This window comes from Pseudoalteromonas sp. A3, from assembly GCF_025942345.1.
Taxonomy (GTDB): domain Bacteria; phylum Pseudomonadota; class Gammaproteobacteria; order Enterobacterales; family Alteromonadaceae; genus Pseudoalteromonas; species Pseudoalteromonas atlantica.
This window is the reverse complement of sequence record NZ_JAPCKL010000014.1, coordinates 64,507-84,553: the sequence shown is the minus strand read 5'-3', so window position 1 is coordinate 84,553 and position 20,047 is coordinate 64,507. Positions and strand designations below refer to the sequence as shown.

General features: G+C 41.6%; 18 protein-coding genes. 7 read left to right on the top strand and 11 right to left on the bottom strand.

The window, feature by feature from the left end; all coding sequences use genetic code 11:
* Positions 1-16 precede the first annotated feature (16 nt).
* On the top strand, positions 17-1,795 hold the full coding sequence (locus tag OIZ54_RS18100; RefSeq protein WP_264390999.1) for an ABC transporter transmembrane domain-containing protein: 1,779 nt from the start codon (positions 17-19) through the stop codon (positions 1,793-1,795).
* On the opposite strand, the gene OIZ54_RS18095 is transcribed toward OIZ54_RS18100, so the two are convergent.
* The 3 genes from OIZ54_RS18095 to OIZ54_RS18085 all read right to left on the bottom strand — a co-directional run bounded on the left by OIZ54_RS18095 (position 1,792) and on the right by OIZ54_RS18085 (position 4,258).
* Complete coding sequence (locus OIZ54_RS18095; RefSeq protein WP_004587548.1) at positions 1,792-2,424, bottom strand: OmpA family protein; 633 nt, start codon at positions 2,422-2,424, stop codon at positions 1,792-1,794. The two genes, OIZ54_RS18100 and OIZ54_RS18095, sit on opposite strands and share 4 nt — an antisense overlap.
* Before the next feature lie 219 nt (positions 2,425-2,643).
* The gene (locus OIZ54_RS18090; RefSeq protein ID WP_264390998.1) at positions 2,644-3,201 is read right to left on the bottom strand and encodes a hypothetical protein; all 558 of its coding nucleotides are present in this window, start codon (positions 3,199-3,201) and stop codon (positions 2,644-2,646) included.
* Positions 3,194-4,258 (bottom strand): hypothetical protein, encoded by a 1,065-nt coding sequence (locus OIZ54_RS18085; protein ID WP_264390997.1) that lies wholly within the window; start codon positions 4,256-4,258, stop codon positions 3,194-3,196. Before OIZ54_RS18085 ends, OIZ54_RS18090 begins: the two co-directional genes overlap by 8 nt.
* 367 nt (positions 4,259-4,625) lie before the next feature.
* Here OIZ54_RS18085 and chrA point away from each other — a divergent pair, with 367 nt between their 5' ends.
* Positions 4,626-5,780: a chromate efflux transporter gene (chrA, locus tag OIZ54_RS18080; RefSeq protein WP_264390996.1), complete on the top strand. Its 1,155-nt coding sequence runs from the start codon at positions 4,626-4,628 to the stop codon at positions 5,778-5,780.
* Here chrA and OIZ54_RS18075 read toward each other — a convergent pair.
* The 4 genes from OIZ54_RS18075 to speA all read right to left on the bottom strand — a co-directional run bounded on the left by OIZ54_RS18075 (position 5,740) and on the right by speA (position 10,765).
* A complete protein-coding gene (locus OIZ54_RS18075) occupies positions 5,740-6,996 on the bottom strand; it encodes a mechanosensitive ion channel family protein (protein WP_004587546.1) in 1,257 nt (418 codons plus the stop codon). The genes chrA and OIZ54_RS18075 overlap by 41 nt on opposite strands.
* Positions 6,993-7,913: an acetyltransferase gene (locus tag OIZ54_RS18070; RefSeq protein ID WP_264390994.1), complete on the bottom strand. Its 921-nt coding sequence runs from the start codon at positions 7,911-7,913 to the stop codon at positions 6,993-6,995. Before OIZ54_RS18070 ends, OIZ54_RS18075 begins: the two co-directional genes overlap by 4 nt.
* Before the next feature lie 28 nt (positions 7,914-7,941).
* Complete coding sequence (locus OIZ54_RS18065) at positions 7,942-8,820, bottom strand: acyltransferase (protein WP_054983342.1); 879 nt, start codon at positions 8,818-8,820, stop codon at positions 7,942-7,944.
* Positions 8,821-8,884: 64 nt separating this feature from the next.
* Complete coding sequence (gene speA / locus OIZ54_RS18060) at positions 8,885-10,765, bottom strand: biosynthetic arginine decarboxylase (RefSeq protein WP_029773672.1); 1,881 nt, start codon at positions 10,763-10,765, stop codon at positions 8,885-8,887.
* Between the two features lie 197 nt (positions 10,766-10,962).
* On the opposite strand from speA, the gene speE reads away from it, so the two are divergent.
* A complete protein-coding gene (gene speE / locus OIZ54_RS18055; RefSeq protein WP_054983340.1) occupies positions 10,963-11,826 on the top strand; it encodes a polyamine aminopropyltransferase in 864 nt (287 codons plus the stop codon).
* 54 nt (positions 11,827-11,880) lie between these two features.
* Here speE and OIZ54_RS18050 read toward each other — a convergent pair whose 3' ends face one another.
* The gene (locus tag OIZ54_RS18050; RefSeq protein ID WP_264390993.1) at positions 11,881-13,107 is read right to left on the bottom strand and encodes a hypothetical protein; all 1,227 of its coding nucleotides are present in this window, start codon (positions 13,105-13,107) and stop codon (positions 11,881-11,883) included.
* The gene (locus OIZ54_RS18045; protein ID WP_264390992.1) at positions 13,097-13,720 is read right to left on the bottom strand and encodes a methylamine utilization protein; all 624 of its coding nucleotides are present in this window, start codon (positions 13,718-13,720) and stop codon (positions 13,097-13,099) included. Before OIZ54_RS18045 ends, OIZ54_RS18050 begins: the two co-directional genes overlap by 11 nt.
* 159 nt (positions 13,721-13,879) lie before the next feature.
* Here OIZ54_RS18045 and OIZ54_RS18040 point away from each other — a divergent pair, with 159 nt between their 5' ends.
* Positions 13,880-15,922 (top strand): glycoside hydrolase family 97 protein, encoded by a 2,043-nt coding sequence (locus tag OIZ54_RS18040; protein ID WP_264390991.1) that lies wholly within the window; start codon positions 13,880-13,882, stop codon positions 15,920-15,922.
* A 45-nt stretch (positions 15,923-15,967) separates the two neighbouring features.
* On the opposite strand, the gene envZ is transcribed toward OIZ54_RS18040, so the two are convergent.
* Positions 15,968-17,284, bottom strand: coding sequence for a two-component system sensor histidine kinase EnvZ (envZ, locus tag OIZ54_RS18035; RefSeq protein ID WP_024033891.1), 1,317 nt, complete (start codon positions 17,282-17,284; stop codon positions 15,968-15,970).
* A 5-nt stretch (positions 17,285-17,289) separates the two neighbouring features.
* Positions 17,290-18,009, bottom strand: a complete 720-nt coding sequence (ompR, locus tag OIZ54_RS18030) for a two-component system response regulator OmpR (protein ID WP_004587537.1) — start codon at positions 18,007-18,009, stop codon at positions 17,290-17,292.
* 450 nt (positions 18,010-18,459) lie between these two features.
* On the opposite strand from ompR, the gene greB reads away from it, so the two are divergent.
* From greB to OIZ54_RS18015, 3 genes are all read left to right on the top strand, one after another.
* A complete protein-coding gene (gene greB / locus OIZ54_RS18025; protein WP_024033892.1) occupies positions 18,460-18,933 on the top strand; it encodes a transcription elongation factor GreB in 474 nt (157 codons plus the stop codon).
* A gap of 132 nt (positions 18,934-19,065) precedes the next feature.
* Complete coding sequence (locus OIZ54_RS18020) at positions 19,066-19,377, top strand: hypothetical protein (protein WP_029774183.1); 312 nt, start codon at positions 19,066-19,068, stop codon at positions 19,375-19,377.
* A 50-nt stretch (positions 19,378-19,427) separates the two neighbouring features.
* Entirely contained in the window at positions 19,428-20,009 is a 582-nt protein-coding gene (locus OIZ54_RS18015; protein WP_264390990.1) for a CBS domain-containing protein, read from the top strand.
* The last annotated feature ends 38 nt before the right edge of the window (positions 20,010-20,047 follow it).

Below are 20,047 nucleotides of genomic sequence, written 5' to 3'. Positions count from 1 at the left end.
TTAAAAAGAATCCACTATGTCAAAAACAAGCCCTAAGCCCGAAAAAGCCGCTTTTAGTAGTTTATTACCTATTTTTGCGTTTATTAAACCGTATAAATGGATGGTAGTGGCGGCACTTGGCGCCCTTTTAGTCACCGCTGGTGTTAACTTATCATTAGGTCAAGGGGTAAAGTTTGTCATAGATCATGGCTTTATTGCTGGCTCCCAAGCGCAGCTACAACAAGCTGTATTAGTGCTTATTGGTTTAATTAGTTTATTGGCTGTGGGCACCTTTAGCCGCTTTTATTTAATGTCGTGGATTGGCGAACGAGTTAGTAACGATATTCGCAAAGCCGTGTTTAATCGCATTGTTACCTTGCACCCAAGTTACTTTGAAGAAAACCGCAGTGGCGAGCTTATGTCGCGTTTAACAACCGACACCACCTTGCTGCAATCGATTATTGGCTCTTCCTTTTCTATGGCGCTGCGCAGTGCATTAATGTTAGTGGGTGGCTTGGTAATGCTGTTAGTGACTAACTTAAAGCTTACGCTCGTAGTGGTTGCGTGTGTGCCGCTAGTATTAGTGCCGATGATGGTATTTGGCAAAAAGGTTCGCAAACTTGCAAGTTCTAGCCAAGATGCAATAGCCGATATAAGCACCTATGCCGGCGAGATCATTCAAAATATTAAAGTAGTACAAAGCTATAGCCACGAACAGCGTGAGCAACACGCCTTTGCACTTGAAACCGAAAAAGCCTTTAACGTTGCCAAAAGCCGTATTAAACAGCGCTCTTTTTTAATTGCTGCGGTAATATTTTTAACCTTTAGTGCGATTAGCGTAATGCTCTGGGTAGGCGGTAGTGATGTACTGGCAGGCACCATGACAGGTGGCGAGCTAGGTGCATTTGTGTTTTACGCCATTATGGTGGCCATGTCGGTGGCTACCGTAGCCGAGGTTTACGGCGAGCTACAACGAGCTGCAGGGGCGGCAGCGCGCCTACTTGAATTACTGGCCGTTAAAAGTGAAATAGAAAACCCTGTCACTCCACAAGACGAAAAGCTATTAATAAAGACTGACAGCCCCGCCATTGCACTTGAAAATATTAGCTTTAACTACCCATCTCGCCCCGATGTAAGCGCACTTAACAAAATAAGTTTAACAATAGAGCAAGGTAAAACAGTGGCTATTGTAGGCCCCTCTGGCGCAGGTAAAACGACGTTATTTGAATTACTACAGCGCTTTTACGACCCTGCTCTCGGCGCAATTAAGTTTCATGATGTAAATATTAAAGACATATCGCTTACCACCCTGAGGAACAAAATGGGCATGGTGGCACAAAACCCTATTTTATTTAGCTCAGATGTAATGCATAACATTCGTTACGGCAACCCAAACGCCACTGACGAGCAAGTATATGCGGCCGCAAAACATGCTCATGCCGATGAATTTATTAAGCAATTACCGCAAGGTTATAACAGCTTTTTAGGTGAGCAAGGCGTAAGGCTATCGGGTGGGCAAAAGCAGCGTATTGTATTGGCACGCGCTATTTTAAAAGACCCTGAAATACTGCTTTTAGATGAGGCAACCAGTGCACTCGATGCGCAAAGTGAGCACCATGTACAAGCGGCGCTTGAGCACTTAATGCAAAATCGCACCACGTTAATTATTGCCCATAGGCTGGCCACGGTTAAACATGCCGATGTGATTGTAGTAATGGAAAATGGGGAAATAAAAGCAACAGGGAGCCACCAGCAATTGCTAGCAAGCTCCCCTTTGTATCAGCGTCTTTGTGAATTGCAGTTCAACAAAAACTAACCTTCTGTGTTTGGCACTATTTGAATTTCTACACGGCGGTTTTGAGCTCGGCCGTTAGCGCTATCGTTAGTGGCTATTGGGCGGGTTTCGCCGTAGCCTGTAGTGCTAATACGTGCAGCCATAATTTGCTGGTTTACTAAGTAATTTTTAACGCTTTGCGCGCGCTCACGCGATAGGTTCATATTGTAGCTGTCTTTACCTGTGCTATCTGTGTGACCTTCCACGCTTAGGTAGGTTTTTTCGTATTTGTTCATTACTTTAGCAATGGCGTTTAGGGTATCGTTAAAACCTGATGAAATATAAGATTGGTCTGTCGCAAAGGTAATGTTAGATGGCATAACTAAACGTAAGTTATCGCCCTCACGTACAACTTCAACCCCTGAGCCTGCTAGTTCATCACGAAACGCTTCTTCTTGCTTATCCATGTAATCACCTACAGCAGCACCAGCTAGTGCGCCAATAGCAGCACCAATAAAGATGCGCTTGTCTTTATGATTACCCGTTGCTTTACCTAATACGCCACCTGCGGCTGCGCCAATTGCGGCGCCTTTGCCTGTGTTGTTCATTTCGCAACCACTTAGTAATACAGCTACTACGGTTACGCTTAAAAGTGATTTAGTTAAAGTCATGTGATGTCCTATTCATTAAGAATTATAAAGCGAGTATGCAAATACATGTATGAACAAACTATGAAGTGTCTGTTAATTTTTAAGTAAAATTAATTTTAACTCGCTATACAACTCAAAGCTAAGCAATGTAATTGCACCCTATAATAGAACTTCCTAAAGGTTTTATGGGAGGAAACTTGAAAACAATAAAGAAGAAGAGATCTAAGGTCATAATAGAACTTACTTTCTTTTTGATTTACTGATGTTTTTTAAACTGGCTAGGTCATTTTTTAATTCAATAGTGTAATTAACATTTTTGATTACTACTAGATATATTGCAGCGCCTTGGATTAAGACCAATCCGTATAAAATATATGTACAAATGAACTTTATAAATGGCTTTGATGCATAAAGAGCATAATCGCTACTCAAGAGTATTGATTTTAGGAATACACCAAACAACAAGACACCTAAAACTATTGCAGATAAAGTCAAAGCAAATAAAAGTAATGAAAGTTCTTTGTACTTATCTTCAAATTCACTGATCAACAATTTCTCGTTTATATTTTTATCTGGAACTTCTTGTTTTATTAACTCCTTTAATTCTTTACCTTCGGACTTGGTTTTAGGGTATGCATACGCGATCCAGAGGCCTAGTACAGTAAAAATCATTAAGGAGGTATTTTGCAGCAATGTGATTAAGTCTTTCTGACTTTCATAGCTTACATTTTCAGATGTGATATACGTTAATAAAGTAATGAGCAAAGCAGCTATGAATAAAAAAAATTTTTTATTCATTTGCTGCTGCCTTTGTTTGATTGGTAGTTGTTATGAAGGGAGCTAATAATTCTCCTCTTTGCTCATTTAAATGCGTAAAAATAGTCTCATGACTAAAATGAGACTCCTCTTCTCCACCTGGGACTTCTAATATCAATTTAACTACAAACTCATCTAACCAGTAGGTCTGACTACCTGTACCTTCTTTTCTAAAGCCAAGATTAGATTTTTTATTTTTACTAGTACCATAATCTTGATGATATTTTTCCATCATAGCTTTTAATTGTTCGCCAGTTGGCTCTGCATCAACAACGATACTTACTGTTCTTGTCTTGCGTGACTTTGCTTTGGAGACATATGGAAGATCTCTAAAATAGCGTGTCCAATCTTCGTCTTGCCCAGAACTAGTAATTATTTCTTCTTTTTTAACGAAATGAGTTATATCTTGGGCTATTAAGTTTAGATCCGCATTTTCAGTAACTTTAGTATACCTTCTACTATCAATCCTAAGCCATAAATTACCGTGTGGACCGTCCCAATGAACTGTCTCGTATTCTATACCCTCTTTACTGGTTTTTCTTTCAATCGTGGGTGAATTAATGTTGCTTCTAAATTGAACATAGTCTTTAAGGTATTTATTAAGCACATCAGAGTCAGTAATGCTTTCGTTAAATTTAATAGAAGCGAAGACGCCAACAGACGGAATAAACCAGTAATAGGCTGGCTTTCCCCAAATAACTTCTTCTTCTGCGGCTTCATCTGCGTTAATAAATTTACTATCACTAGGTGATTTATTAGCCCTTAAACCATATACACTACCGTCATTTGCATTAATGCTCTTCCATAACGTAACTAAATAATCTCCAGTTTTTTCGTTTTTGGAAATGTCTTTTAAGTAAACCGTTTTTATTTTTTTGCTCTTATAAGGGGCTGTTTCGGATAATAAATCTCTTTCTTTAAACCAATTTGTAAGTGAACATAATACGTCCTCTATTTTTAAGGCCTCATGATAGTCAGCTCCAATTTGATAAAAACCCAAATTAGTGTGTTTAAAAAAAGTCACAATTCCTTCGCTCATAGTCCCTTCTTTGTGAACAGCTTAATGGAATAATAAATATACTAATCGAATTAAATAATGTCTATCAAATACTTAAAACCGTACATCTGTCACACTTAACTTTCACAGATTTTATAAACATTTTATTATTTTTAAAAAATTCATATGGGTATATTAATTTTAGATTTCAGACGGAAGGGCTATTTCGTTAAAGCCATCAAGAAAAGTTATATTATTATCGCGCAGAGCAACGATGAATTATTAATGGTAGATATAGTAAAGTTATTTAGCTAAAAAATTTATAGATTACGAATTAATGTATGCATTTAATAAAAGTGTCATACTCCTTTGTGACAATTTAATGAACTTTTAAAAGGATATGAGCTCAATGTTAGTCGCTATTTTTAGACAGTTTTTTTTACTTGGCTGCATGAGTTTTGGTGGCCCTGCTGCCCATTTAGGCTATTTTAAACGCCACTTTGTAGACACATTAAACTGGTTAAGCGACACCCGCTACGCGCAGCTTATTAGTTTAAGCCAAGCACTGCCCGGGCCTGGTTCAAGCCAAGTGGGCTTTGCAATTGGTGTTGAGCGCGCGGGGGTTATTGGTGGCATTACCGCATTTATAGCCTTTACCTTACCGTCTTTTTTAATCATGTTGTTATTAGCGGTAAGCGCGCATCAGTTTGATGCTGTTTACTTTGCTATTATTGCGGGCTTAAAACTGTTTGCGGTTGTTATTGTGGCCGATGCAACTCTTACTATGGCAAAAAGCTTTTGTACCAGCGCTGCGCTCAAGCTTATCGCAGTAATGAGTACCTTGGCTTTATTACTATTTCCTTTACTTGGCACGCAAATAGCTATTTTATTGAGTGCCGCTGCTATAGGCGCAATTTGGCCTCTGTTACAACTCAACACCCATACTGCTCCTAAAGCAGATACTAAAAGCGCGTTTAGGTGGCTCCCTTTAGGCTTATTTGTATTACTACTCGCTATTAGCTTTATACCTTTAGGTGATGACCTTGCTTTGTTTGCTCCTTTTTACCAAGCGGGCGCTATGGTATTTGGTGGCGGGCACGTGGTATTGCCTGTATTGCAAGCTGGCGTACCGGCGCTAAGTAACGATCAATTTTTAAGTGCGTATGCCAGTGCTCAAGCTATCCCTGGCCCCATGTTTACAATAGCTACTTACTTAGGCGCGCAACTCACTTCAGAGCAACCCTTAATAGGGGCCATAGCTGCAACCCTACTTATTTTTACACCGGGTTTTTTATTAATGCTGGCGTTTCAAAAAAGCTGGTTAAACCTGGCAAGTAAACCTCGCTTTGCAAGCTCTATTGCGGCGCTTAACGCTGCCGTAGTGGGCTTTTTAGCGGCGGCTTTGTACTCACCTATTTGGACATCGGCCGTTCACAACCTATGGCAGGTTGCACTGGTTATTGCTGTTTTTGCATGGCTAAGAATGAAAAAGCCACCTATTTGGTGGCTATTAGCTTTATTTATTAGTGTGGGTCTTGTTCAGCACTATTTGCCATTACTTTAAAGGTCGGCTTATCGGTTTGCTGTGCATTAGGCGGGCTTAATTGCCCGCTAACACTTTGATACGCTCTAAGGCCAAATACTGGCAACACTGCCAATAAGTGATCCATAATTTCGGCTTGTAAATGCTCGTAAGATATCCAACGCTTGTCTTCACTAAAGCAATAAAACTCAATCGGTAATCCGTGGTTCATTGGTTGTAGCTCACGCACCATGAGCGTCAATGAGGTATTTATTCTGTTATGCTGCTTTAAATAGCCCTCAGCGTAGCGGCGAAACAAGCCTAAGTTAGAGACCGGATCAGGCAGCGAGGCAACACGTATATATTCATGCAGTGGTATAGCTGCATCTATTTGTTTTCTAAATTCGTCACTTACTAAGCATATGCTGTGCATATCAATATTAAGTGAGCGCTTAATACGTCGGCCGCCAGACTCTTGCATTCCTCGCCAGTTTTTGAACGACCCTGCTACTAGCATATAAGTAGGAATAGTCGTAATGGTGTTATCCCAGTTACGCACTTTTACGGTGTTTAGCCCTAAGTCTATTACTTCACCGTCGGCGCCGTAGTTTTCTACTTGAATCCAATCGCCGTAAGTAACTAATCGGTTTGCCGCAATTTGAATACTGGCTACAAAGCCTAAAATAGTGTCTTTAAAAACCAATAAAGTAACAGCGGCTATCGCACCAAAACCCGACAAAATATAGGTAGGCGATTTTTCAAGCACAATGCTGACTATTAAAATTGCACACACAATAAAGGTGATCAGCTTAACAACTTGTAATAAGCCCTGAATTGGCACTTCGCGGGCAAAATCTAGCTGGTTATAAATAGCGCCGGCAATGCTTACAATGCTGCTAAAAATAAAGCCTACATGAATAATTAATATACCTTGGCCAATGGTTTTTAGTATTTCGGCACTGAGCTCATTAACAGGGTAAACGCTGTCGAAGGTTGCTAAAAAAAGCACGCTACATAACATACCGGCTATGCGCTTATTAAGTTTTGTGAGCAACGGAGAAAGTAACCCTATTCGCTCTGGAGATAACTTAGTCACCACTTTTTGAATGCCTGGCAGCATTAATCGGCGTGTAAATAAATACACTACTAACAACGAAAACACACCAATAGAGGCTGCAGTAATTGCACTTAAAAAATCTGCGTCGGGTACTTTTTCAAACCAAGGAGCGATTAGCTCCTGCAGGTGGGTATTGGTCATAGTGTTTCTATTTCCTTACAAATGGGTGGCTCAGGTAAATCGTGTTGGGCATAAATGCTGGAAAGTTGCGCGTCTTTAGCAACCCATAGCTCATTAACGTACTTTTGAAAGTGGCTTCTAAATGCTTTGTCGTGTTGGTAACTACCTAACATTTGCTGGTTTATAGCAACCACGTCAATAGAAACATAAATTGAATCAAGCTCGCCCTTTAAAATATTACGACAAACATGGCTTGTGCTGCCGCTGTACACCACACTGGTATTTAGCATGGCGTCAAATTGCTCGCCAAGTACCTCAAGTGCAAAGGCAATCCCGCCCGCTTTGGGCTTGAGTAAATGTTTAAACGGGCTTTGCTGGCTTGCATGCTTTGCGTGCGTGTAGCGGGTGCCTTCAACAAAATTAATTATGGTGGTGGGATTATTCCTAAAATTACGACAGCTTTGCTTGGTACGCTCAACATCTAGCCCTTTAAGCTTGGGGTTTTTAGCAAGCTGCGCTTTAGTTACGCGCTTCATAAAAGGCATGCCCATAGCCCATGCACCAGAGCCAATAAATGGCACATACTTTAATTCGTCTTTTAAAAAAAACTTTGGTGCTGGTAATACATTAATTGAGCTAAGTACCACAATATCTAACCAGCTCATGTGGTTACAAATTAGTAAGTACCAACTTTTTGAATTTACATCGCCGTTTATGTTTACTTTTATGTTGGCGCAGCCCAGCCACAAGCCAAACCGATTGCCATTACACCAGCCTCGGTACACGCTATGCAGTATGGTGTTAATTATAGAAAAAGGCAGGACAAGCTTTATTAACCCTAGCAGTAATACTAAGGTGCCAAAAATGATTACATTTGAAAAAATCACGCAGCCTACAATTAAGCCGTTGAGCCAATTTGGTAACCACTTTTTTAGCATAATTGTAAGCCCATTTTTTATTACCTTATTATTTATGGTTTTGTTCGAGCTGCAAAAGCGTGTGCTCTTTTTCTTCCCATAAACGGTTTAATTCACTTTGAAAGCCGACTCTAAACTCAGAGTCGCCAGTGTAATCACCAATCAACTCCTCGCTTACTGGGCGAATGTCTACATGCACATTAATTTGCTTCACTTTGCCGCCGGCAAAGTCCATAAACGTAGGGATGCCATCGGGGTAATGAATGGTCACATTAACCACTTTAGAGATTTGCTCACCCATGGCTTGCATTACGAATGCGATCCCGCCTGCTTTTGGCTTTAATAAATGCGGAAAAGGGCTATTTTGGCGAGCATGTTTTTGTGTTGTAAAACGTGTACCTTCTACAAAATTAACAATGCTTACTGGCATTTCTTTAAATTTTTCACAGGCTTTGCGGGTTGTTTCTATGTCTTTACCACGTAGCTTGGGGTTCTTTTTTAGCTGCGCTTTGCTGGTGCGGGTCATAAACGGAAAGTCGAGCGCCCACCAGCACACACCTAAAATTGGCACGTAAATAAGCTCTTTTTTTAAAAAAAAGTTTAAAAAAGGTATTTTTCGATTAAATACACGTTGCAGTACTAATATATCTACCCAGCTTTGGTGATTAGCAATCACTAAGTACCAGTCTTTTAATTTGGTTTCTTCAAGGCCGGTAACGTTAATTTTTGTTGGCGTGAATAAGCGTTGGTTAATGCTATTAACCGTCACCCAAATAGTGGCACACTGTTTAGCAACCCAGCTTAAAAGCTTTTGCATAGGCTTGATAGGGATTAATTTTAATAGCCCACAAACAAAAATAGGCACAAACCAAATAAGTGTGTTTATTGTATAAAGCATAATACTTAATACACTGCGGATTACTGACATTTATTTACTTTCCTTTAAACAATGCGCGCCAAACAGCGACGCTTTTAATTCTGAGAGTGTACGGTTAATCTTCGAAGTAAGTATAACCTTCAAGCCCGGCATTAAGCTCGGCTAAATACCCAGCTTTACACTGCTCAGACACTGCTAGCTTGTTGACCAATAATTCAAAGTTTTGTGCCAAAATGGCGCTATCATAGTCAACAAACTTTAATACATCCTTAACGCTATCACCTTTAATGGCATTGGTTAATACATAACCGTCGTCGTTAAGCTCTACATGCACTGAGTCGGTGTCGCCAAATAAGTTATGTAAATCACCTAAAATTTCTTGGTAAGCCCCTACCATAAACATGGCTATATGGTATTGCTCGCCATGTTGGTACTCTGGTATAGGTAAACTGGTTTCTATGCCCGCGCCTTCTACGTACTCACGAATTTGCCCATCTGAGTCACAGGTAATATCTTGAATAATAGCGCGCTGGGTAAGCGGTTTATCTAAATTTTCGATTGGCATAACCGGAAACAACTGCTCAATGCCCCATACATCAGGTAACGACTGAAACAGTGAAAAGTTAACAAATAGCTTATCGGCTAGCTTTTCGTGTAAATCGTCAAGTACCTCACGGTGCGCACGCGCGTTATTGCTAAGTGATGCGCGTACTCGGTGCAAAATAGTAAAGTATAATTGCTCTATTTTCGCCCACTCTAGCATGCTTACTAACCCATGCACGTATTGGTCGTGCGCTTCGCTAAATAAGTGCATCGCATCATGGTAAATCTCTAGCGCCATACGCGGGTTTAAACGCTGTAAACACTGCCACATTTCATCAAGCACTAACGCACTGTTTTTAAGTGGCGGTTCTGGATTTGGATGATTTGGCGCTTTTTCTACGTCTATTACATCGGTAATTAACACCGCGTGGTGCGCTGTTAAAGCACGCCCTGATTCGGTGATAATGGCTGGGTGCGTAAGTTGATGTTGGTCGCATACCTCAGCAAAAGCATTAACCACATTACGTGCGTATTCTTCAACGGTGTAGTTCATCGAGCACGCACTGCGTGAGCCTGAGCCTTCGTAATCTACCCCTAAGCCACCGCCTACATCAACGGTATTAAGCGGCACTCCTAGCTGGGTAAGTTCAGCAAAGTGGCGCGCGCATTCACGCAGGGCGCGGTGTATATCGCGTATGTTGGCAATTTGAGAGCCAATATGAAAATGCACCATTTGCATTAAATGCAATTTATTATGCTTTTTAAGCACCTCAACAGCACTAAGTACTTGGCCTGCAGTTAAGCCAAATTTGCCTTTTTCGCCGCCGGTATTTTGCCACTTACCTTTGCCTACTGAGTTTAAGCGAATACGTATACCAATGGCAGGCTCTATGCCTAGGTTATCTATTTCTTCTAGTAAGGTCGTCAGCTCTGAGAGCTTTTCGACGACTATTTTAACGCTGTGCCCCATGGCTTGACCAATACAGGCTAAACGTAAAAACTCACTGTCTTTATAGCCATTGCACACAATAGTAATGGGTTTATCGGCTACCCCTAAAATTGCCATAAGCTCAGGCTTTGAACCGGCCTCTAGGCCAACTAAACCACTTGGGTGCGCCAATAGTTTACTGACCACCGAGCGTTGCTGATTAACTTTTATAGGGTATACACACGTGTACTTGCCTTGGTACTCGCGGCTGCTGCGCGCTAAGGTAAATGCATGGGTGAGTGTATCTACTCTATTTTTTAAAATATCGGTAAAGCGCACCAACACCGGCAATGTTAAACCTTGCTGCTTAAATTGCTCTGTGAGCTGCGTTAAAGAAATCGCATTTTTAGATTGGTCACCATCTGGGTAGGCAACCAGCTCGCCTTGTGCGTTAATATCAAAATAGCCATCGCTCCAATGAGCAACATTATATGTAGCGCGTGCTGTTTCTAAACCCCAAGTCATGGCAACTCTTCTTTAATCAATTAGCTATAAAGGCGCATTTTAATACGTCACTACCCCCTACGCTAACAAAAATTGAACTTTAACTCGATACTGGCTAACTTTATTGGCAAAGCAGTTAAAATTTCATTGAGCAAAACGCGAAGCACTGGCAGAATTGCCCCTTTTTCATACTCAACTTAAAAAGTGTAAAAGCAACTATGGCAAATTTAGATCAAAGTAAGTGGTTTACAGAAATTAGCGACCGCGATGGCAGCGCATTTTCATTACGTATTAACAAAAAGTTGGATGAAAAACAGTCTCCTTTTCAAAAGGTAGAAATGTTCGAAACCACAGACTTTGGTAATTTAATGATCATCGATGGCTGTACTATGGTAACTACCCGCGAAAACTTTTTTTACCATGAGATGATTAGCCACCCTGCACTTTTAGCGCACCCAAATCCTAAAAACGTGGTAATTATTGGCGGCGGCGATTGCGGTACATTACGTGAAGTTTTAAAACACCCAGGTGTAGAAACCGTAACGCAAATAGATATAGACGAAGTAGTCACGCAAATGTCGTTAAAATACTTCCCAGAGCTTTGTGAGTCTAACAACGATGCACGCGCAACGGTTATGTTTGATGATGGTATAAAATACATGCGTGACGCTGCGGGCGAGTCTATTGATGTTGTTATTGTTGATGGTACAGACCCAGTAGGCCCAGGCGAGGGATTATTTAACCACGCGTTTTACACTAGCTGCTTAAATGCATTACGCCCTGGTGGTATTTTAGTGCAGCAAAGCGAATCGCCATTAATGCATATGCCACTGCTAGTAGAAATGCGCGAGGCCATGCTAAGTGTGGGCTTTAACGACTTGCAAACACTGCCATTTCCACAGCCAATTTACCCAAGCGGTTTATGGTCAGTAACGCTTGCTCGTAAATCACAAGCATTTAATGGCTTTAGAGAAGCCGATGCCGAGCAAGTTGCACAGCAAAGCGAATACTACAACAGCGGTATTCATCACGGCGCACTTGCTACACCAAACTTTATGAAACGCGCATTTGATAAAAAATAATTCACACTTTTTTTGAAACTAAAAGGGAGCTTTAAAAGCTCCCTTTTTGGTACTTTAAAAACGCCATTGAGCGTTAGCCATAAGTTGCTGCTGCGATATTCGCTGAGCAAACCCACTACCCGGCCTATTTTGTACAAAGCTATGCAGCGCCGAGCCTTCAACACCTATTTGTAGCGTATCGGTTAATTGGTAACGCCACGTAGCTGTTAAGCCTTCGCCGTGGCTGGCGTTAGGGTCAAACGCGGTGGTGTCATCGTCATCTACTTTAAAATAATCATACCTAAGCGATAACCTATGCTTACCCGCTTTATGGCTGAGCATTAAATAATGGCTATAAAAACGGTTATAAATAAGCTTATTAGCCCCCATTTCGGTTTTACCATCGAGTAGCTGGGCAATCAAACGGGTTTTACCTGTAAATTTATATAACCACGCTAAGCTGCTAAAGCGAGTATGCCAAGCATACTGCCCTGTTGTGCGATTAAAAATGCTGGGATCGGCGTTATTATCGTAATAATAAAACCTAAACTGCGAGCGTTTTAAATAATCCCAATGCACACCGGCATAGTAGCCAAAGCGGCCATCTACTTCTTCAAAAGGCAGCACTTGGTTAGCTTGCCAACGTAATTCGTCACTATTTAATGCCGCAATAGGTGCAAATTGTACACTTTCGTTAAATGTTGTTTGCCTGTCGTGCAGCGCAAAGCCGCGCCAAGATAGCAACGTCCCTGTTGGGTCGTTCCCTTTATAAATAGCAGCGCTCACACTAAAGCTATGCTTAGAATTAAAACGTTTACCTGGGCGCTTAATGCTAAGCTCACCACCTATGGTGCGAAGCTCTTCGCCAAGCCAACTGTTTATGGCCGAATTAGTATAATTGTAAGGCGAGGTCCAGCCTATATCGGGGTTTTCTAGCGACATACTAGGGTAAAACCCACCAAACTTTACATGCCATTTATAACGGCTGTTTACTAACGGCTGATACTGTAAATACGCTTGGCTTAAACCTAATGTGGTTTTCGGCTCTTGATTAGCATTAACAACGGCATGTGCGCTCCACGCACTACTTAAATCGGCCTTAAAGTCTATAACTCCTTGCGATAACAAAATGCTATCACTGCTATCTCCATGGCGATATAAACCAATACCGCCATCTTGAAAGCTTTGTGTATCATCGCTTGCAGCCGCACGTACCTGAATAAGCCCTTTAACTTGCGAAAAAGCCGGTAGGCTCATAAAAAGTAAGCCAAGTAATACTGTATTTTTGCGCTTAATAGTCATCAAATTCATCCGTAGCAAAGTCTATTTGCTCGGCTATGGCCTGCTTTACGGTGTAGTCTATAGGTGACTCGCTTACATTAACGCTGTGGGTTTCTACGTTGCTTATATCGCTAAAGCCAGAATGCCATACACTCATGCTGTATTGCCCATTAGGGGCAGTTAAATTAACCATACCGTTGTCGTCGGTAATTGCAAAAACGGTGCTATCAACCACCACAATATAGCCCAGCATCCAGTCATGAATATTACAGCCAAGCTCAACCACCCCAGTTTGATCAAACGTTATGGGGGCTTTAGGTTGCTCTTTGTAAAGTTTCAACTCAAAGGTTTTAGCTTTAGAAAACGAATAAACGTGGTGCATGATAGAGTCGGCATTAGGAAACTCTACCTTTGCATTTTGCGGAACAACTAACGTACGCGGCGTAAACTCGCGGTTTTGTTGGCTCATTGCGTAGGTTTTACTTTCTTGATTGCCGGCCTGAATCGATGCCCCGCTTAGCCACACAACCGCATTTGCTAAAGGCTGATTATTGGCATTTTTTATAGTTATTGTTGTTGCTGCTGCGCAAGTACTCATACATAGCAGTAACACACTTAGTAAGGGTTTTATCATGGGGCTAATCGCTATCATCAATTTGTTTACATTATAGACCGATTAAACCATTAAATTCTTTCTATTTTTTAAAACATTGAATACGTATGTAGACAGTCGTATTAACAACTCACTGCCATTATCCTTAAAGGTCACCACCGACTCATCAAAGGACACACAATGAGAACATCCGCACTTTTACTACTGGCGTTTGCTGGCAATAGCTTTGCACAAACCGCTGTAGTTGAATCACCAAACTCACAAATAAAAGTGACTATTTCAGATGAAAATAGCACACCCAGCTACGCTATTAGCTTTAAAAACAAACCAGCCATAAACGCATCGCGCCTGGGTTTTGAATTTAAAACCCAAGCCGCATTTAGGGATGGCTTTAAAATTACCCATGTTAAGCAGCAAAGCGTAAATACCCAGTGGCAACAGCCTTGGGGCGAGCGACAAACGGTTACTGATAAACACAACGAAGTTGCGGTTACGTTTACAAAAAACGAGCCTAATGGTGCAACCTATACAGTGCGCTTTAGAGCTTTTGATAGTGGCGTTGGGTTTAGATACGAAGTACCAAAACAAGCAGGCTTTGAGCAAACACACATTACCAAAGAGCTCACCGAATTTGCCATTAACAATAACAACAATGCCACCGCCTGGTGGATACCCGCCCGCGGCTGGAACCGATACGAATACGTTTACAACACCACCACATTAAATGACGTCCCCCTTGCACACACGCCGTTTACCTTAAAAACCAATGACGGTACCCATATAAGCATTCATGAAGCAGCCTTAGTTGATTACGCAGGCATGGTGCTTAATCAACGCCGCCCAGGCACTTTTAATGCCGATTTAACACCCTGGTCAGACGGCATTGCCGTTAAAAAACAAGGTGCGTTTAATACCCCTTGGCGCACCATTCAAATTGCCGACAGCGCGGTAGGCTTAGTCAATTCAGACATAATATTAAATTTAAATGAGCCTAATAAACTAGCCGATGTGTCGTGGGTAAAACCTGGCAAATACGTGGGTATTTGGTGGGGCATGCATATAAACACACAAACCTGGGGTAGCGGCGAAAAACACGGTGCCACTACACAAACCACTAAGTACTACATGGATTTTGCCGCAGAATATGGCTTTGATGGTGTACTAGTAGAAGGCTGGAACATAGGCTGGGACGGTGACTGGTTTTTTAATGGCGATGTATTTAGTTTTACACAACCCTACGACGACTTTGATATAGCGGCCCTTACTCAATACGGCAAACAAAAAGGCGTGCAGTTAATTGGCCACCACGAAACATCGGGTAATGTAAGTAACTATCGCGACCAAATGGAGGATGCCTTTGCCCTTTACGAAAAATCAAACGTAAGCCAAGTTAAAACGGGCTATGTAGCGGATGGCGGTAACATAAAACGCATAGACGAAAACGGCATTGCCCGTCATGAGTGGCACGACGGCCAATTTATGGTTAACGAGTACCTTTACAACGTAAAGCTGGCTGCTAAACATAAAATTAGTATTAACACCCACGAGCCAATAAAAGACACCGGCCTGCGCCGTACCTACCCAAACTGGATTGCGCGCGAAGGGGCACGCGGCCAAGAGTTTAATGCATGGGGCACGCCGCCTAACCCACCAGAGCACATTCCTATGCTGGCGTTTACCCGAATGCTGGCAGGGCCTATGGACTTTACCCCTGGTATTTTTGATATGGGCTTTAATGGCTTAGGCGATGATACAAACCGCCCACAAACAACGCTTGCCAAGCAGCTTGCACTTTATGTTGTGCTGTATAGCCCGATTCAAATGGCCGCCGACTTACCTAAAAACTATTTAGCCAAGCCTGATGCATTTCAATTTATTCAAGACGTACCAACCGATTGGCAGCAAAGTATTGCGCTTGATGGCGAAGTGGGCGACTTTATTGTTTTTGCCCGTAAAGAGCGCAAACGCGATAAATACTCAGGAAACGATTGGTACTTAGGCGCCGTAACCGACGAGAAAGCCCGAACTATTGAGGTAAAACTCGACTTTTTAGAAAAGGGTAAAAAGTTTGAAGCGCACATATACCAAGACGGTAAAAACGCTGAATGGAAAAACAATCCGTACGATTTAGATATCAAAAAGCGCGTAGTTAGCGCAAATGACAAGCTAACTTTAAAACTAGCAACAAGTGGTGGTACAGCAATCCGCTTTAAAGCACTCTAAGTTTTAGCACTATTAACGTTATGGAAATAGCCAACTCTGCACAGCTTACTGTGCAGAGTTTTGTATTTTTATAGGTAAATAAATTTGTGCACTTAGGCCGCCTTCTGGGCGGTTTTCTAGCTTAACTTTACCATCGTGCATATCAATAATACGCTTAATAATGGCAAGGCCTAAACCACTCCCCTCACTACCACGCGCGGTATCACCTTGTTTAAAAGGCTCAAAAACCGATTCTAGTTCGCTTTCTGGTATACCGGGGCCGTTATCGTTTACCGCTATCACAACGTATTTTTTGTTTGAATTAAAGTAGCTTAATACTTCTATATCGCCGTCTGAATAGCGCAGCGCGTTTTCAATCATGTTAGTAATTACACGCTTAATAGCCACACTACTTAACGGAACAAGCCCTACGCTGGGGTTGCCTTTAAAGGTAATAACGCGTTGCTGTTTAAGCTCACAATTAACCACTTCAGTTACTAGCGCATTTATATCTTCGCAAGCAAGCTCATCTGTTTTGTGGTGGCGTAAATACTCAATAAATTGATCGATAATGCCGTTCATATCTTCAATATCGTAAATAATGCCTTCGCGAAGGTAGTCATCTTCATCGTTCATCATTTCGGTGGCAAGGCGGATACGAGTAAGCGGGGTGCGTAAATCGTGAGAAACACCAGCCATGAGTAAACGGCGGTCGTTTTCAAGAGCGGCTATACCGCGCGACATTTGGTTAAATGCACGGGTAACTTCTATTACTTCACTGGAGCCTTCTTCTTCAAGCTTGCTACTAAAATCGCCCTTACCCACTTTCACGGCTGCTTGCTGCAACGCCTTTAATGGGCGGTTTAAGTGCCGGGCAAATAGCCAACCGCCTAACACACTTAAAAAACCAATACTTGATAAGTAAAACGTTAAAAATTCAAGGTTATTTTCTTGATACCCGCTAAGCGGTACTTTTACCCAGTAACCGGGTGCTTGCGGCGCTTCTACCCAATAAATCAGCGGGTCGGTTTGACTAATACGCACCCGAGCAGAACCATTTAATTGCTCAGACATACTACGCGACAGCATCGAGTATTCTCGGGTTTGACCAAGCCCTTGGCGCATTGCCTCGCGCTGCGTCATCACTTCTATACCTGTAATTTCAAAAAACTTTTCAGACACTTCGTCGTTTATTTCTACGCCGTCTTCCCAGTCTATAAATACCGTTTTAATTTGCTTTGCGAGCATTAAATTTACTTGCTCTATGGTTGGTTTTACAACGTAAAAACTCACCGTTACATACGACACTATTTGGTTAATTAGCAGTAAAGCGGCCACTAAAAATACAGTTTGGCCAAACGCACTACGCGGAAAAAATCCCATATAAACTACTTATCACCGTCAGGAACAAACACATAACCCAAACCCCATACAGTTTGAATATAGCGCGGGTTGGCAGCATCTACTTCTATCATGCGGCGCAGTCGCGATACTTGCACATCAATACTGCGCTCAAGCGCACTATAATCTCGCCCACGAGCAAGGTTCATTAGTTTATCGCGGCTCAGTGGCTCGCGCGGGTGCGATACAAGCGCTTTAAGTACGGCAAATTCACCGCTGGTGAGTGAAATGGTTTTATCGCCCTCGCTCATTTCGCGCGTGGCTAAATTAAGCGTAAATTGCCCAAAGGCTATTAAGTTTTCTTCTGCTGCGGGTGCGCCCGGCACTTCTTTGGCGCGGCGGCGTAAAATAGCTTTTATGCGAGCCAGTAATTCGCGTGGGTTAAACGGTTTTGGGATGTAGTCATCTGCGCCTAGTTCAAGGCCTATAATACGGTCGACCTCATCGCCTTTTGCTGTCAGCATCACAATAGGGATTTCGTTTTCTTTTTGGCGTAGCCGACGGCAAATAGATAAACCATCTTCGCCTGGTAGCATTAAATCAAGCACCATTAAGTGAAAGTTTTCTCGCTCAATGAGTCTATCCATTTGCTCTGAGTTTGCGGCGGTTCTAACAATAAAGCCTTGCTCTACTAAATAACGCTCTAGTAAGCTGCGCAGGCGCATATCGTCATCTACAACTAATACTTTTGTGGTTTCGTGTCCCATTGCGTGTTTCTTATTTTTATTTCCAATTAATAGTTAATATAAATGAAAAACTTAATAATCAAAATCTAATTGCGCGCTTAGATTGTTACTGAACATTTCAAAGTTATAATATTAGGGCGTGTTGACCTTTGCGGATTGAAATTTGTTCAATCTAGGGGCGATTAAATCGCGGCGCGAGGTTTGTAACCTAGTGGGCTAAGTAAAAACCGAGTAACAAAGAGTTTATCGCCCCTAGGCAGAACCCGAAGGGCAGCGCATGTTTGGCATTTATGCTGCGTTATCACCTATTTATGGGGAATAACCACACTTCATAGGCTCTGCCTTGCCTAAAAACCAAACATACTGCTGCAAATTCGACCATCAAAGAACAACACGCCCTAAAGTTTACACTCGACAAATTTTAGCAATTTTAATAACGTGCACAGCATTAGAGTTAATGAATAAAAGCCCATGAAAACAAATTTAATAACCCGCGAAGGTTACTTACAATTACAGCAAGAGCACGACCATTTATGGAACGTTAAACGCCCTGAAGTCACTAAAATAGTGAGTTGGGCGGCAAGCCTTGGCGATCGCTCAGAAAATGCAGACTATCAATATAATAAACGCTTACTGCGCCAAATTGATCGTCGTGTTCGGTATTTGCGCAAACGCCTACCCGATTTAAAAGTTATTGATTACTCGCCGCAGCAAGACGGTAAAGTATTTTTTGGCGCATGGGTAGAAATAGAAAACGAGCAAGGCGAGGTTAAAAAATTTAGAATTGTAGGGCCTGATGAAATATACGACCGTAAAGACTACATATCAATTGACTCACCTATGGCGCGCGCCCTGATAAAAAAACAAGTAGATGATGAGTTTGAGGTACCTACACCGCAAGGTAAAAAGGAATGGTATGTAAATAGTATTGAATATCAAAAATAGTCCCCCATAACATTATTAATAAATAACTACTTTGATTCAGATCAGGTAAATTTTTTATTGTGTAATATATCTCATTAGGATATATATTGGTTTAGCAGGTTTATCTTTAACCTGATTTTTAAGGTAGTGGCTATGTCAAACTTAGTACAGCGCATATGTAGTAATGCCGTATTGTTTGCACTTTTAATGAGTGTGAGTTTGACTCTGCATGCCAATACCACCGAAGTAAGTATAGATAACGCCAGTGTATCTAATCATTTTATCGCTTGTGAATTTCCTGACCAAGCAACCCCCGACATTGACTTAGATTCTCATGTTAATGCATTTGCTATTAGGTTGTTTCAACCGCTACCTAATGCTGTTTCATCTTTTTACCAAAGTACAAACCTATACCGTCCTTTTAGTACGGCATATCAACGTGGTCCACCTAGCTATTTAATTTAATTCACAATTTTACTTTTTGATTAAATTTTATAACTAATAAGGTGACTACTATGACTAACTTTAAAGAATTACGTACCCAAAATATTTCTCATGGCGTTATTGCAAGCACGTTTGAAGATCAACAAGCCACTATTGATTTAACATCTCCGGCTTTAACCGTAATCAATAACTTTACCCAAAAAACGCCAATTCGCGCTCAATACGACACTCCTATCAGCGAGGCGCTTAAACAAGTACTAGCAGAGCATTCTGACTATGTATTGGTGACTGATGATGCGCAAAAATTAATTGGTATTGTTTCAAGTGCCGACCTACAAAGCGCTAAAATTACGGCCATTGCACAGCGTTTAAATACCAGCCGCAATGAAGTGAGCTTACGCTACATTATGACACCTATTAGCCAACTTAATGGCGTAAGTATGCAAAGCCTAAGCTATGCAAGTATTGGCGATGCACTACAAACAATGGAACATCAAGGCAGCATGTTTTTATTAGCAACAACCACTAATAACGAAATATGCGGGTTAATTTCGGCGCGTCAAATAGCTAAAACATTGCATATTCCAGTGCATATTACCCCTATTGCTCTCACGTTTAGTGATGTTTTAGAAAGCGTAGAGCACCCTCACTAAAGGGCGCTTTTACGCTTTGTAAGCTCAGCCAAGCCAAC